This window comes from Gardnerella sp. DNF00747 (assembly GCF_049262675.1).
GTDB classification, from domain to species: Bacteria; Actinomycetota; Actinomycetes; order Actinomycetales; family Bifidobacteriaceae; genus Bifidobacterium; species Bifidobacterium swidsinskii.
In genome coordinates, this window is sequence record NZ_CP058394.1 from 1,575,633 (window position 1) to 1,590,196 (window position 14,564).

The 14,564-nt window shown below is 39.8% G+C and carries 16 protein-coding genes; 1 reads left to right on the forward strand and 15 read right to left on the reverse strand.

Annotated features, from left to right (window positions below):
• Nucleotides 1–11: 11 nt before the first annotated feature.
• The 14 genes from HXT32_RS06340 to HXT32_RS06405 all read right to left on the reverse strand — a co-directional run bounded on the left by HXT32_RS06340 (nucleotide 12) and on the right by HXT32_RS06405 (nucleotide 10,698).
• Nucleotides 12–416 carry an Rv3654c family TadE-like protein gene (locus HXT32_RS06340; RefSeq protein WP_033888548.1) on the reverse strand — a complete coding sequence of 135 codons (405 nt, stop codon included), beginning with the start codon at nucleotides 414–416 and terminating at the stop codon, nucleotides 12–14.
• Nucleotides 413–793, reverse strand: a complete 381-nt coding sequence (locus HXT32_RS06345; protein WP_033888547.1) for a TadE/TadG family type IV pilus assembly protein — start codon at nucleotides 791–793, stop codon at nucleotides 413–415. The genes HXT32_RS06340 and HXT32_RS06345 overlap by 4 nt, the downstream gene beginning before the upstream one ends.
• 29 nt (nucleotides 794–822) lie before the next feature.
• Nucleotides 823–1,098: a DUF4244 domain-containing protein gene (locus HXT32_RS06350; RefSeq protein ID WP_033888546.1), complete on the reverse strand. Its 276-nt coding sequence runs from the start codon at nucleotides 1,096–1,098 to the stop codon at nucleotides 823–825.
• Between the two features lie 138 nt (nucleotides 1,099–1,236).
• Complete coding sequence (locus tag HXT32_RS06355) at nucleotides 1,237–1,884, reverse strand: type II secretion system F family protein (protein ID WP_004110027.1); 648 nt, start codon at nucleotides 1,882–1,884, stop codon at nucleotides 1,237–1,239.
• Nucleotides 1,885–1,887: 3 nt separating this feature from the next.
• A complete protein-coding gene (locus tag HXT32_RS06360; protein ID WP_004110029.1) occupies nucleotides 1,888–2,463 on the reverse strand; it encodes a type II secretion system F family protein in 576 nt (191 codons plus the stop codon).
• A gap of 29 nt (nucleotides 2,464–2,492) precedes the next feature.
• Nucleotides 2,493–3,569, reverse strand: a complete 1,077-nt coding sequence (locus HXT32_RS06365; RefSeq protein ID WP_004110032.1) for a CpaF family protein — start codon at nucleotides 3,567–3,569, stop codon at nucleotides 2,493–2,495.
• Nucleotides 3,556–4,731 carry an ATPase gene (locus HXT32_RS06370; RefSeq protein ID WP_033888545.1) on the reverse strand — a complete coding sequence of 392 codons (1,176 nt, stop codon included), beginning with the start codon at nucleotides 4,729–4,731 and terminating at the stop codon, nucleotides 3,556–3,558. Before HXT32_RS06370 ends, HXT32_RS06365 begins: the two co-directional genes overlap by 14 nt.
• Nucleotides 4,732–4,854: 123 nt before the next feature.
• The gene (locus tag HXT32_RS06375) at nucleotides 4,855–6,222 is read right to left on the reverse strand and encodes a ClC family H(+)/Cl(-) exchange transporter (RefSeq protein ID WP_004110037.1); all 1,368 of its coding nucleotides are present in this window, start codon (nucleotides 6,220–6,222) and stop codon (nucleotides 4,855–4,857) included.
• A gap of 39 nt (nucleotides 6,223–6,261) precedes the next feature.
• On the reverse strand, nucleotides 6,262–6,672 hold the full coding sequence (locus HXT32_RS06380; RefSeq protein WP_004110041.1) for a fluoride efflux transporter FluC: 411 nt from the start codon (nucleotides 6,670–6,672) through the stop codon (nucleotides 6,262–6,264).
• A complete protein-coding gene (locus HXT32_RS06385) occupies nucleotides 6,672–7,175 on the reverse strand; it encodes a fluoride efflux transporter FluC (protein WP_116431977.1) in 504 nt (167 codons plus the stop codon). Before HXT32_RS06385 ends, HXT32_RS06380 begins: the two co-directional genes overlap by 1 nt.
• A gap of 95 nt (nucleotides 7,176–7,270) precedes the next feature.
• Complete coding sequence (locus HXT32_RS06390) at nucleotides 7,271–8,572, reverse strand: adenylosuccinate synthase (RefSeq protein ID WP_422118958.1); 1,302 nt, start codon at nucleotides 8,570–8,572, stop codon at nucleotides 7,271–7,273.
• 115 nt (nucleotides 8,573–8,687) lie between these two features.
• Nucleotides 8,688–9,743 (reverse strand): class II fructose-bisphosphate aldolase, encoded by a 1,056-nt coding sequence (fbaA, locus tag HXT32_RS06395; RefSeq protein ID WP_422118959.1) that lies wholly within the window; start codon nucleotides 9,741–9,743, stop codon nucleotides 8,688–8,690.
• Nucleotides 9,744–9,889: 146 nt separating this feature from the next.
• On the reverse strand, nucleotides 9,890–10,231 hold the full coding sequence (locus tag HXT32_RS06400; protein WP_004110050.1) for a chorismate mutase: 342 nt from the start codon (nucleotides 10,229–10,231) through the stop codon (nucleotides 9,890–9,892).
• A 5-nt stretch (nucleotides 10,232–10,236) separates the two neighbouring features.
• Nucleotides 10,237–10,698 (reverse strand): Lrp/AsnC family transcriptional regulator, encoded by a 462-nt coding sequence (locus HXT32_RS06405; protein WP_004105907.1) that lies wholly within the window; start codon nucleotides 10,696–10,698, stop codon nucleotides 10,237–10,239.
• Between the two features lie 282 nt (nucleotides 10,699–10,980).
• On the opposite strand from HXT32_RS06405, the gene HXT32_RS06410 reads away from it, so the two are divergent.
• Entirely contained in the window at nucleotides 10,981–12,186 is a 1,206-nt protein-coding gene (locus HXT32_RS06410) for a pyridoxal phosphate-dependent aminotransferase (protein WP_004110055.1), read from the forward strand.
• A gap of 96 nt (nucleotides 12,187–12,282) precedes the next feature.
• On the opposite strand, the gene rho is transcribed toward HXT32_RS06410, so the two are convergent.
• Entirely contained in the window at nucleotides 12,283–14,244 is a 1,962-nt protein-coding gene (rho, locus tag HXT32_RS06415) for a transcription termination factor Rho (protein ID WP_004110057.1), read from the reverse strand.
• Nucleotides 14,245–14,564: the final 320 nt, after the last annotated feature.

Consider the following 14,564-nt stretch of genomic DNA (forward strand, 5'->3'; position numbering starts at 1 on the left):
TTTGCTACTTACTACTTATTGCAATCTTCTAGTCCTGCTCTAGCAGAAACTTCCACGTTAGAAGCAAATGGAATATTTAGCCCAACAGAAACACGAACAGTTACATCATTACTAGTAGAGTTGCAAGATTTCAAAAAAGCATTGCTTGAAGCAACAGTACGCGCAACAACCTCACACGCATTATCCTCCATCCTTTGCAACGCAGAAGCACCAGATAAAGCAGCAGAAGTTGCAACAGCATAAGCTTGATGTTTAGCTCCGAGAACATTACATAAAATAGCAGAAAGCACTACTATTGAGCAGACTGCGATCACTAGCATAATGCCAAGCATAGTGCCAGAACCGCAGTCAATGCCCTTACATCGCTTATGAATGAAATTTATTGAATGCTTCACAAAATTCTTGCGCCTACTCATACTAAAACCTGGCTTACATGACTTTCCACTAGAGGCGGCAAAATATGAAGAGGATCGGGAATAAGAGGACATTTAACAACAATATTCGCCATATTATTGCTACGACTTATTTTCACCGACGCTCCTTGACCTGCGACCGACTGCACAATACTTGCGGCAGCTTTATCGTCCTTATGAGTCACAAGATAATACGCAACTTGCGCAGCAGCATCATGACAATTCATAGTACATACAACTGCTCTACCTATGCCAATTAATACAAATAACAGTATTAATACACAAGGCAAAACAATAGAAAATTCAGCAGTTACCGTCCCTCTGTCATAATCACTAATTTTGCGCAACAATCTTTTGCACACAATAACTTTCCGCATCATAAGCTCATTTCATCTGCTAAAACATGCCGTTAGCCGATTTTCAATGCTTTTTTCACTAAATCTGTCAACGTTGTGCGAACCGTATCTGATTTCAAAATAGCAACTAGCAGTGCAGCAAAACCAGTAGCAGCAATAATAACTACTGCATACTCAGCTGTTACAGCTCCGGAATCCTTATTTTTAAGACCTTCAGCGTACAGTTTTCTTTTTTGACACAAACGTGACTCAATATTCACTAATTGTTCATTTACTTGAAGCATAGACACAGCGTATCGTGCAACAAGTTTTTGCATTATCCCAACCATCATCTTGTACCTTTCACTTCAAACTATCCGAAATTTTCGGATAGAAATATTATTACAACTTGTTTTGCGAATGAAAATAAAAAAATTGCATTGTGGATAAAAGCTAATTTATTTTTCTAAAAATTTATTTTTAAAAAGCTAGCGCATAAGCGACATAACTGTTGGCAAAATTCCTATGCATATAAAAGACGGCAAAAAACATAATCCAACAGGAAGCAGCAATCGCACAGACAACTTAGAACTTTCTTGTCTAGCAATATTGGCCATATTTATCTCATAATGTTGAGCAAGTGCAGACAATACAGGAACTGGAGATGAACCATAACACCATGATTCTTTTAAAGATGTCATTAACCATCTAGCTAATATTTCTGAAGAATCTAAGTTTTTACGATTAGTAAATTTTGATTTATTTTCTAATTCAAAATTATCTTGTTTAGTATAAGTAGAAGACCATGCTTCATGCCACGTATCTCCTGCAAGTAAAGCATTGGAAACAGAGCAAAGCCACATGCCTTGACCACAAGGAAACACTTCTCCAACAGCACTAAGAGCCCTAGTAATAGCAACACCACTACGAAGTGAAACAATAATCATATGTAAACCAAGAAGAGGATCTACATATGAAACTTTGGAGTTACGCCATTCGTATTTAACTAGCATAATTTTACTGTTAAAACGCATACGATTATCTAATGAATCGCACTCTAATTTCAAACTCACCCATTGCCAAACAATTACAACAAACAATGGGATGATAAACAAAAGCTGCTTTGTGGATTCCATAAATCATCCTTCCAGCGAGGCAGCATCCATTGCATGCTGAGATATTTGCAACATAGAACTAACCCATGCCAAACCCAATCCATAACATATTCCACCTATTGTTAATAAAATCCATCCATTTACTGTTGTAATTAACATCAAAATAGGGTGCCCACCTAATAATTCACCAGCAAAAAGAGCCAAAATAGGTAGAGCAGTAAGTAGTTTTATTGTTGCTTTTGGCATTGCAGCTACGTCAGCACGTAAATCTTCTGCACGCTTCTGAGCATGATATGACGCTGCCGTAGCTTCCACACATTCTGCCATAGCACAACCAAGAGTATTACTCAATTCATATGAAGCCATAAGACTTTCAGAAACAGTATGCATATGTTTTTCAAGCTGACGACGTTGATTCTTATTCATATTGCGGTTCTTTGGAAAACAACGTTCATAAAGCCATTTATAAATAATTTTTGTATTAACTGCACTACTGCAAATACATTGTTGAGACTTAGAGTCACTGTGAACAATCATTGCAAAAGTAGAACCAGAACGTAATGCAGCAATCATTCCAGCAAGAACTTCTTCAATATCCATTTTTACGCTCCAAGCAACACAATCGACTACTAATTATTTGAACTGTCAACACATATGTTGGCCATATTTTCGGGAAGATTCCAATAATTTGAAAACTTAACCCATGCAGGCAAAAATTTCATGACAATACTGCCGTCAATTCCACAAGATAATTGCAAAACTGGAATGCCACACAGCAACGAAGCGCTAGAAGCGTATTGCAAAATACCGAGTTCTTTGATCATTCGACGCCCGTTAGAGGATCTCTCTACATGAATAACAACATCGAATGCTCCAGCAGCTAAAGCACATAAAGCTGCAGGCTCCAACCCAGCCAATAACCCTAATGCCATAAGACGAGCAGGAACTTTTTCTATTTCATCTGCATGAAGAGTTGTCATTCCACCCTTATGCCCGGAAGTAAACACTCTCAACAAATCAGCAATTTCTTCCCCACGACATTCACCAAGAATAATGCGATCCGGGCGCATTCTTAATGTTGCTTTTACTAATTGAGATAAGCCAATTTCTCCTACACCTTCTACATTAGCTTCTCGCGCACTTAACGAAACATGATTTTGTGTCAACTCGCCGAGCTCTCTAATTTCTTCAACAGATACAATACGATCTTCGCAATCAGCAGCAGCCAACAAAGCCTTCATAAGTGTGGTTTTCCCAGATCCAGTACTTCCAGTGATCATTATATTTGCTCGCTTTTTAACTAAAACGCTTAGAATACAAGACAATTCTTTTGGAAACATGCCTTGATCGCTTAAAGAAACAAGATCATAACGATTAACTGAAGGAAAACGAATTGACAATGCTGCTCCTTGAGATACAAGTGGTGCTAAAACAGCATGTATGCGAATGCCAGAAGTACTTGAAGCATCAGCAATAGGACACGCATCATCCAGTCTTTTGCCTAATTGTGCACAAAGCCATACAGCATATTCTCTTAACAAAGCAGGGTTGTTAAGCGGAACTCGAGTTGCGCGTTCCTTGAGACCTTGCCCACAATCTACCCACACACGACCGGACTCACTTACAACCATGTCTGTAACTCTTACATCATTGGCAAATTCCTGCAGAATTCCAAAATCGATATCACGAATATTATTTACGATCATATTTACCTCTTGAGTATTTCGAACGACGATATTGCGAACGACGATATTTAGTTACAGCATTTTTTGTATTTGATATAACATCTCCGATAAGCCAATTATTTATGCGTTTCATGGTTTCCTTCATTGAAGATGGCACATTTCGAATACCATATCCCCCTATAATGTCGGCGTACATGCGAGCATCGTGTTGCAAAGAACCAAGAAATGTAGTTGATAGATATTCAGAAGCTTCATCGATACTTAAAACATAAGATTTTTGCGTTAAACCACGAGGAGACAATCCAACAACAGCAAATTTATTAAACTTTACTTCAGAATCACACAAAGTATCTAATTTTTGTAGCAACGCTCTAAACCTTGCTAAATCAAGCACAGATAGCTCAACAGCAGCAAGAGTCGCACTGTCAATAAATTGCGGAATATTATGGTAAGACTTCATAGCAGTCTCGCCAGAACCTATATCTACAATAACTACATCAACAGCATCAGCTAAACCTCTAATAGCAGCCTCTAAAACCCAAGGTTCAGGATACTTACCATGCCATGGAGAAAATGCTAAAACATCCACATTGTCCCAATGCAATAGCTCATTGCGTAACACATAGCCATCGCATTTACCTAAAGAAGCATCAACTTCTTGCAACCTGCGGCCTTCATCTGATTCCAAACCAAGCAGAACGTCTAAACCACCATGAGTCAAATCAGCATCTACAAGAGCAACACTATGACCTTGTTCACTTATATAGCGCGAAAGAATAGATAGCGAAGTGCTTAGCCCAATGCCATCTGCAGCAGACATTCCAACTAAAATATTTTTAGGCAACGGATCTAAAGAATCACGCGCAATAAGATTATCTTCTTCAGAATTATTAAACATGCAAGACTTATGCTTAATAGAAATATCTTGTGAGCGTTCAGTGTGTTGAAAACTCTCCACATCTTGAGAACTCTTAGGCAAAAGAGTCATAACAGTATGATCGTCAGCTATACAAGGCGTGCTTTTTACACCATTAGACGCAGATTCGTATATAGATTTATCTGCAACTTGAGGAGGATAAACATAACGTTTAACATCTCTAAATGCGCCTACAGCTTCGCCATTGTTATAATTTTTATCAATCTGCTTAACGCCAATTGATTTGTTGCTTACACTCATATTCATACTCATGCGCCTATTGAAACGCATACAGCAATGAGTTTTCAACAATATTCATGCAATGTGGTTAAAAGCTCAGGAAATATTAAGAATAAGCAAATATTGCACAAAAATTATCTATAAAAACATCTATTTTACAGAATTTACAGATGGCAATACTAAATCTTTATTAACTTTCATATAGCGTTCAAGTAACTCACCATAAATTGGCTTAGTTTTTAGAATATCCGAAATAAGCAATGCGATAAATGCAGAAGCTGCAACTGGAAGCGTATGAATCATAGTTCCAGACATTTCAACAGTAAGCAAAATCGAAGTGAGTGGAGCTTTTACAGATGCAGACAACGTACCAGCCATAACGCAAACTGCAAACACAGATACAAATTTTGTATCAATGCCAAATGCTGAAACGCTAGTAATCCAGCGCGCAGCAACACCACCTGCGAGCGCACCTACTGCAAGAATAGGCATAAAAATACCACCGGGAGCGCCACAACCAAAACTCGTAGAAGTAAACAACATTTTTGCCACAAATAGCAAACAAAGCATTGCAAGACTTGCTTTTCCATATTCAGAAAGTCGCACTAAATTAGATCCGCCACCAAGAACTTCAGGCAGGAACAAGCCAACTGGTATTGCAATTAAGCAAGCAATGGCAACAGGCATCCACTTTGGCAAATATCCGTATAATGTTTGCAAACCAAGTAACGAACGATTCATTATCGAGCCTACAAAACCTGCAAAAATACCAAGAGGAATAATCCAAATATGCAAGTTCATTGGCAAATCTGGAATCTGACCAAAATCAAGAACTGGACGCAACCCGAAACAAGTTTGCGAAACAAAATCAGCACATAAAGCAGCTGCAGCAGCTCCTATAAGAACAATTGAAGTTAAGCCGTGCTGAATCTCCTCCATAGCAAACATAACTCCAGAAAGTGGCGCAGAAAACGCAGCAGATAAACCGGCTGCAGCTCCAGCAGTTACCACATAATGCTCTTTAATATCGTCACGCCTACCTTTACGAAAAATTCGAGACAACATCTGAGCACCACATGCACCTATTTGAATAGATGGACCTTCACGTCCAAGAGACAATCCAAATAAAGAACCAAGTAAACCGCCAACAAAACGCACTGGCAGAATCGTGTGCCATCGCATATTCAAACCGCGATTAACATATCCCACGACTTGAGGAATACCACTTCCAGAAGCCATACTTTCTTTACGACTCATCCAGCCAATAATTAAACCTGCAATTACAGCAAAAATTAAGCATGGCAAAATCCACCATGCGTTATGCCGGATTTGTAAATACATCCAACGCGCAAAATCCGTACCGTATTCAATACCGAGCCTGTAAGAAGCTACTAATGAACCAGAAACAACGCCGACAAATATCCCAGCTAATATTACTTTCCAACGAAGCTGGCAAAAAGTTTTTGATATTTGCTTTAAGTTATTACTCAAAAAGCTCAATGCATTCTTAAACTTCACTACAACTCGATTCTGCGCACAACACTTAACTTCTAAATACTAAATTACGTACAGTAACAATATTTGCGAAACAATATACCCAACAGAAGCAGCAAAGAATGGAACAATAAGTTCTGCAAAAAGCAAGAACACTCCATCTTTTATGCGCTTTCTTTGAATAAGATCCACACCTTCAAAAATTGCAGTAGAAAACGTGGAAAATCCACCCAAAAATCCCAAAATCATCAAATAAGCAAAACGTACTCCACATATTGCAGCTGCAACCATGAAAACATTAGACATAACACCTATAGCAAATGAAGCAACGCAATTGATAAATAGCGTTGCAACTGGAACTTCGCTTTTATGAGCAGCTGAAATTTTTTTAGTCATTGCGCATCTTAAAACAGCACCTAAACCGCCAAAAAAGCAAGGCAAAATAAACATAATAAAAACGTATAAAGAATTCATCACTTCATCACCTTAGTATTAGCTTCTGCAACAGATCGAGTTTGCTTTTTGTTCATGCAATTCGCAATTCCTGTTCCAACCCAATTACCAACAAAAGCCATAAAAACGCCAAAAAGCAGCGAAAAAAGCATGCCCAAAACAACAAGCGTCATGCGTGGAGACATAAAAGACATTGCACTTTCAAACGCGAAAGTAGACATAGTCGACAATCCGCCACAAAAGCCTGTTCCTAGCGCATATTTATACAAAGTTTGCTTTTCTTGCGTTAAAGCTTTAACAGATATTGCAGTAACAAGAGCAAAAATAAAGCATGCAATCATATTCGACAAAAAAGTTCCTAAAGTAAGCTGACCAAATATAAATGATTGTCCGTCTACTTGGTGAATCGTGTGCGCATAAGAAGAAATTACTGCGCGCACGAAAGCTCCACATGTACCACCAATAAAAACTAAAAAGTATAATCGACAATTATTTTTTTTATTTTTTCCGCTTATTTTACTCATTTTCACTCTTTTTGAAATTATCGTCATAAACCAAAACGACACTCCCAACCGAGAAGTGCCGTTTTGCTAAGTTGATCATAAAATAATAAACAATTTCAGTCAGTTAGTGAGTGAACACTAATGATATGATCACGCTGCGGACCAGTTCCAATAGCAGAAATACGGCAATGAGAAAGCTCTTCCAAACGCTTTACATAACTTTGCGTATTTTGAGGCAAATCTTCAAACTTATGAATTTGAGAAATATCCTCATTCCAGCCTGGAAGCATCTCGTATACTGGTTTCGCAGAAGCAAACAGTGATTGATCTACAGGCATTTCTTCCATACGCTGAACTGTTCCATCAGACAAAGTCACATTATAAGCTACGCAAACTGGGATTTCCTTCAAACCAGTCAAAACGTCAAGCTTAGTAAGAACAATATCCGTCAAACCATTTACGCGAGTTGCATAACGGCTTACTACAGAATCAAACCATCCACAACGACGAGGACGACCAGTTGTAACACCATATTCATGGCCTTGCTCACGCAACCAGTCACCCTGCTCATCCAAAAGTTCAGTTGGGAATGGACCTTCACCAACACGAGTAATATACGCTTTCGCTACTCCAATTACGCGCGTAATACGAGTAGGACCAACACCAGTACCCGTGCAAGCGCCACCAGCAGTAGGGTTTGAAGAAGTTACAAACGGATAAGTGCCATGATCGACGTCAAGCATTGTGGCTTGTCCACCTTCAAACAGCACAGTTTTGCCTTCATCCATTGCTTCATTCAATACTAATGAAGTATCAGCAACATATTTCTTCAAGCGTTTGCCAAGCTCCACAAGTTGAGCAGTAACTGCATCAATATCAATAGGATGTTGATTATAAAGTTTTACAAGCATTTGATTCTTTTGATGCAAACTTGCTTCAACTTTGTCGCGCAAGTGATCAGCATTAAATAAATCATGCACTCGAATACCAACACGATTAATTTTATCTGCGTAAGTAGGTCCAATACCACGACCAGTCGTGCCGATCTTGTGTTTGCCAAGAAAACGCTCAGTTACTTTATCAATAACTCGATGATACGGAGTAATAACATGCGCAGCTTCGCTCACAAGCAAGCGCGAACAATCTACACCGCGAGATTCCAAAGCGTCAATTTCTTCAAGCAATACCTCTGGATCAACAACAACACCATTACCAATTACAGGCGTAACATTAGGGCTGATAATTCCGCTTGGAAGTAAATGTAATGCATAAGATTTATCACCAACAACGACAGTGTGCCCAGCATTATTACCGCCATTAAAACGTGCGACAATATCAACCTTTGAACCAATTAAATCTGTTGCTTTGCCTTTACCTTCGTCACCCCATTGAGCTCCAATAAGCACAATACCAGGCATGCCGCACCTCCATTTTTGAGCTAACGCTGCTCAAATAAGCACAATCCTTACCTGTTAAGACTATCTCTATGCCCCTACCGAATAAGAAAATGAAATATATAAAATTAAAAATTTACTATTTCAGTGCTTTACCAGCAGAACTTAACTGCACACAAGCTTCTGCTACACGCTGAGCCATGGCTTTTTCGGCTTCACGACCCCAAGATCGAGGATCATACAACTTCTTTTCGCCAACTTCTCCGTCTATTTTAAGAACAGAGTCATAATTGCTGAACATGTGACCAGCGATTGCACGAGTAAAAGCGTATTGAGTGTCGGTATCTATATTCATTTTAATTACGCCGTAACGCACAGCTTCAGCAATCTCTTGAGCAGTAGAGCCAGATCCGCCATGAAATACCAGCAGGAACGGCTTTTTAGAAGCGCCAAAGGTGCGAGTATCACAAATATTTTGATAGTTCTGATATACAGTTTTTTGGATTTCTTGCAATAATTTAGGATGCAGTTTTACAACGCCAGGCTTATAGGCTCCATGAACGTTGCCAAAAGTAAACGCTGCCATATACCTGCCACGTTCACCCAAGCCAAGTTTATCTACAACACGCAAAGCATCTTCAGGCGTAGAATACAATCTCTCGTCAATATCAGCACGATGCCCATCTTCTTCTCCACCAACAGCACCAATCTCAATTTCAAGAATTGTGCGAGATTTTTGCGAAGCATCCAGCAACTGTTCTGCAACGTCTAGATTATGTTGCAAAGGCACCGTTGAGCCATCCCACATATGCGACTGAAATAATGGTTCTTCGCCTTTTTTGACTCGTTCTGTTTCATAAGAAATTAGTGGTTGAATCCAATCATCTAAATATTGCTCAGCACAATGATCTGTATGAAGCGCAATAGTGATATTAGGATATTGAGCTGCTACTTCGTGCGCAAATTTTGCAAATGCTATTGAACCAACAACACGATTATTGAGAGATTGACCCGAAAAATAAGCAGAGCCACCGACAGAAACTTGGATAATGCCATCAGATTCAGCTTGAGCAAATCCCTGCAAAGCTGCATTAAGAGTTTGCGTACTAGTAACATTGATAGCAGGGTATGCGTAGCCACCTCGACTTGCAGCATCAAGCATATGCGCATAACGTTCAACAGTTGCAATAGTCATACTTGTATTATCCGCCTTTATTACTCAGATAGCCACGCATATGCACAAAAACATTACATACCGATATGCGAAAATCTATTTTCAAAATCTACAAACTGATTGTGATTCATAGTTCAACGCAATTAAAATAACAGAAATATCTAATCTCAAGACTGCATTTGCTGATGACGTTTCTTAGCCTCAGTAACAACAAACTCGTGATATTTCAACGCAATCGAAGAATCTAATCCGGCATTTTCCGCAATATTTAGCAAACTTTCTATTTGCTGCTGCTCTCTTTTAGAATCCTCAGGAGCAAATCCAGCTTCAGCCTTCAACTCACCAATTCGTTTCGTAGTTTTAAACCGCTCAGCAAGCAGCGCAATTATTGCATTATCAAAATTATCAACAGATTGACGCAACACAATAATCTCTTCGGCAGCAACTTTGCAACATGTCGTAAGAGATGTATCGCGCGCGTCAACCGTTGTTTCAGAAAAATCACACATATTATTTAATCGAAATATGTTTGCAGAACCATAGTTGTTTCTGTACTGACAGGGACTATGCGATGAATGGTATTAATAAGTTCTTCCAATTTGCTTGGCGTAGCAACACGCACTACCAGCATAAAACTTGGACTACCAGTAATCGAATAGCAAGCTTCAATACCAGAAATATCACGCAATTTGTTAGGTATTGTAGCTTCCTGCCCAAAATCAAGTGGCGTAACAGACACAAATGCGCTTACAGGTAAACCACGACGCTCATAATCAATTAACGCGCGATAACCAGTAATAACACCTTTACGCTCAAGCTTTTGCACTCGAGATTGAACTGCAGAAACAGACAAACCCGAAGCCTTCGCCAAACGAGTTAACGTCGCTCGACCATCATGTTCGAGAATATCAACAATGATTGCATCAGTTGAATCCATAGCTATACTAGTTTCAGCTTTATGAGGATTTCCAGCCATACGTCCTCCATTCTCCAGTCGACGCTGAATTGAGAATCTAAAACGAATCTATGTAGCGCCACATTGCAGTCTCTTTCATGGTACAGTATTTTTTACAGAAAAAGAACAAATTTATTCAAAAAATAATAAAAAATACAAATTATTACGTTAAAAATAATTTTTTCTTTTAACATCAGCCGTAATAGTGTTGTACAATTCGCATAATAAGCGTATAAACGAAGCCTATAACCTTTAAAGATTATTCTTATAAAATCAAAACCAACAATCAAAAAGGAGCACAGCATGGCAAAAGTAGCGAAACATGCAATTTCAATACCTCGTTCAGGTATTAGAGATGTATTTGACCGTGTAGAACAAATACCAGACGCTATTTCACTATGCCTAGGAGAACCAGGCGAAACTGCTTCCTCACACATTGTTGAAGCCGCGTGCAACTCATTACGAGAGGGAAAAACAAAATACACAGACGTTTTAGGCATACCAGAATTCCGCGAGGCAGCTGCAAATTATACGAATAGAGTAAAAGGTTTAAACTACAACGCAGACACAGAAATTCAAGCCGTTGACGGCGCTACTATTGGATTATATTTAGCTATTAAATCAGTAATAGATCCGGGAGATGAGGTTATTATTCCATCTCCATACTTCACATCATACGATGCAGAAGTGCTAATGTGCGAAGGAATTCCAGTAACTGTAGCCCTTAAGCCAGAACATGGAATGCATATTAATGCAGCAGAAATACGCAAAGCTATATCGCCACGCACTAAAGCCATCATTATCAATTCTCCATGCAACCCAACCGGTGCTGTAACAACCGCAGAAGAACTCGAAGAAGTTGCAAAATTATGCCAAGAATTTAATCTTTGGGTAATTTCTGACGAAGTCTACCATCCATTCGTATTCGCAAGCAATCCAGAAACTGAACCTTGCGGAAATGCTGTAGCACCATCTATTGCAGCAGCTGAAGGAATGCACGAACGAACCATTATTGTAGAAAGTTTATCGAAAACTTATGCAATGACAGGATGGAGAATTGGATATATTCTTGCACCAAGTCAAGTTATTGAGCAAACCAGCAAAATTGCAGAAATGATGCATTCTTCTGTAAATTCTACCGCACAATATGGCGGCGTAGCTGCATTAACAGGTCCGCAAGATCACGTGCGCGAAATGAGAGAAGAATATCGTGCAAAACGTCAGCTTGTTATAGACGGATTGGCAAATTGCAATGCATTGCGTCTTATAGAGCCTCAAGGTGCATTCTACGTTTTTGTTGACGTTCGACCAACTGGTTTAAGTTCAGAAGAATTTAGCAAAAAACTTTTAGATGAAGAAAAAGTTGCTGTTGTGCCAGGAGAAGCCTTTGGCGCAGAAGGAAGCGGATTCGTGCGACTATCTTACGCTGGGAAAGCAGAAGAACTTAAAGAAGGCGTAGCGCGCATAAGCAAATTTGCACTTGCGCAACAAGCTTTACATGCTGCATAAAATATTAGTTATTAACGAATATAAATATAAATAAAATTATTGCCCCTTGGTAGATAATCCAAAGGGCAATAATTTTAATTCCTTACGAAATAAGAACTACGCAATAGTCGTAGAAGAAGAATTATTCGTAGCAGTGCCAGTTTGTTGAGTTATGGCAGCCAAGAAATCACGGTTTGAAGCAGTTTTCTTCAATCGAGGAATCAAAGTCTGATACGCTTGCTCTGCCTCAAGACCACCAAAGAGACGGCGCAAACGATAAATAACTGGCAAATCTGCAGCTGGAGTAATTAACTCCTCGCGACGAGTTCCAGAAGCATTAATATCTACTGCTGGGAAGAGACGCTTATCAGCCAAATCTCTACTCAAACGCAATTCCATATTTCCAGTGCCCTTAAACTCTTCGAAGATTACTTCATCCATCTTAGAGCCGGTTTCAACCAATGCAGAAGAAATAATCGTCAAAGAGCCGCCGTCTTCAATATTTCGAGCAGCACCGAAGAACTTCTTTGGTGGGTACAACGCCTGAGCATCAACACCACCGGAAAGAATACGACCAGAAGTAGGAGCAGCAATATTGTAGGCTCTAGCCAAACGAGTCATAGAATCAAGCAAAACCACAACATCCTGGCCAAGCTCAACCAAACGCTTAGCGCGCTCAATAGCAAGCTCAGCAACAGTAGTGTGATCCGTTGCAGGACGATCGAATGTAGAAGAAATCACTTCGCCTTGCACAGTGCGTTCCATATCGGTAACTTCTTCTGGACGCTCATCGACAAGCACAACCATAAGATGCACTTCAGGATTATTTGTAGTAATTGCATTTGCAATATTCTGAAGAGTAATGGTTTTACCAGCCTTTGGTGGCGACACAATCAAACCGCGCTGACCTTTACCAATTGGGGCAACTAAATCAATAACACGTCCCAACATGCGATTCGGAGTAGTTTCTTGCTTCAAACGCTCTTGTGGGTATAACGGCGTCAACTTAGCAAATTGCGGTCGAGACTGAGCTTCTTCAACGCTCATTCCATTAATGCTATCGATTGTTTGCAAAGGAACAAACTTTTGGCGCTGATTTCGACGATCGCCTTCGCGAGGAGCACGAATGGAGCCTTGAACTGCATCACCCTTGCGTAAGCCATATTTTTTAATTTGGCTCATTGAAACATAAACATCGTTAGGACCAGGCAAATAACCAGAAGTGCGCACGAATGCGTAAGATTCTAAGACATCAACAATTCCAGCTACTGGCACGAGCTCTTCCTGAGACTCTTCACGACGAGACTCACGTAAATCATGCTCTTCGCGAGCATCGCGTGCATCGCGATCAAGACGAACATTGCGATCGTTACAATCTTGACGTTCTCCACGCTCAGCACGACGTTCATCACGATCTTCACGTTCTACTCGATTCATGCGTTCTGAATGATTCTGTCGATCTGAATAATCTGAACGAGACTCATCGTAATCACGTGCACGACCGCGCATACGACGCTGGAAACGATCAGCACGATTTTGTTGTTCTTCTCTATCAAAGTCACGAGAAGCTACACGCTGACGACGCGGTTCACCCTCTGCATGAGAATCTTCACCAGGCAATGTTGCCAAAATTTGATCCAACTCATGCGAATCCATACCATCTTCTCTACGATCGCGATTATCATTACGATCTTCTGAGGAACGACGACGCTGGAATGTATTATTACGATTCGCATCGCGTCGATAATTTTTATTCCCAAAATCTTCTTCGTCTCTATAGCGACGATCTGAAGCAGCATTGGGAACCAAAACTTCTAACGCTTCTAAATCACTATTGTCTTTCGATGACCTAACATCTTCTATATCTGTACTAGTATCTGCAGTTTTATTAGCATTCACAACATCACGAGGAACACGAACACTTACACCTGCAGGCGCTTCTCCCCCATTACGAGCAGCCGTCAGTGTAGCCACCAACTCAGGCTTACGCATTGTAGATGTACCGCGCAAACCCATTTGTTTCGCAAGATCTTTCAATTCTGAAAGCTTCATTTTTTCAAGATTCTGGCCTGTTGCCACAATTTTACCTTTCCTTAACTCGCACGGAATAGAGACCCGGCAAGTCTTTACATGGAAGATTACGGAAAAATCCGTCACGAACTCGCTGCTATTTCATAACAATTCATATGTACATAACAACGAACATTATGTATGCTACTACAGCTATACGACGCTGTACAATGCGACGCGCCATAGTATTTAGTATTTTATTGCAATTTCTATAAAGTTTTTAAAGAGCTACTCACATAAACAAAAAGCGCCAATAACTTGGGTAACACCCAGTATTATTGACGCTATATCGCTAAATTATTTGCGCTTTAAAATCAAACGCTCAAATT

Bases quoted from the DNA above. Each gene is read 5' to 3' on its own strand.
- HXT32_RS06355 (WP_004110027.1), bottom strand. From the start codon at position 1,884: ATGGAATCCACAAAGCAGCTTTTGTTTATCATCCCATTGTTTGTTGTA.
- HXT32_RS06410 (WP_004110055.1), top strand. From the start codon at position 10,981: ATGGCAAAAGTAGCGAAACATGCAATTTCAATACCTCGTTCAGGTATT.
- fbaA (WP_422118959.1), bottom strand. From the start codon at position 9,743: ATGACTATTGCAACTGTTGAACGTTATGCGCATATGCTTGATGCTGCA.
- HXT32_RS06385 (WP_116431977.1), bottom strand. From the start codon at position 7,175: ATGAGTAAAATAAGCGGAAAAAATAAAAAAAATAATTGTCGATTATAC.
- HXT32_RS06400 (WP_004110050.1), bottom strand. From the start codon at position 10,231: ATGTGTGATTTTTCTGAAACAACGGTTGACGCGCGCGATACATCTCTT.
- HXT32_RS06380 (WP_004110041.1), bottom strand. From the start codon at position 6,672: ATGAATTCTTTATACGTTTTTATTATGTTTATTTTGCCTTGCTTTTTT.
- HXT32_RS06370 (WP_033888545.1), bottom strand. From the start codon at position 4,731: ATGAATATGAGTGTAAGCAACAAATCAATTGGCGTTAAGCAGATTGAT.
- HXT32_RS06360 (WP_004110029.1), bottom strand. From the start codon at position 2,463: ATGGATATTGAAGAAGTTCTTGCTGGAATGATTGCTGCATTACGTTCT.
- HXT32_RS06345 (WP_033888547.1), bottom strand. From the start codon at position 793: ATGATGCGGAAAGTTATTGTGTGCAAAAGATTGTTGCGCAAAATTAGT.
- HXT32_RS06405 (WP_004105907.1), bottom strand. From the start codon at position 10,698: ATGGCTGGAAATCCTCATAAAGCTGAAACTAGTATAGCTATGGATTCA.
- HXT32_RS06350 (WP_033888546.1), bottom strand. From the start codon at position 1,098: ATGGTTGGGATAATGCAAAAACTTGTTGCACGATACGCTGTGTCTATG.
- HXT32_RS06390 (WP_422118958.1), bottom strand. From the start codon at position 8,572: ATGCCTGGTATTGTGCTTATTGGAGCTCAATGGGGTGACGAAGGTAAA.
- HXT32_RS06340 (WP_033888548.1), bottom strand. From the start codon at position 416: ATGAGTAGGCGCAAGAATTTTGTGAAGCATTCAATAAATTTCATTCAT.
- HXT32_RS06365 (WP_004110032.1), bottom strand. From the start codon at position 3,569: ATGATCGTAAATAATATTCGTGATATCGATTTTGGAATTCTGCAGGAA.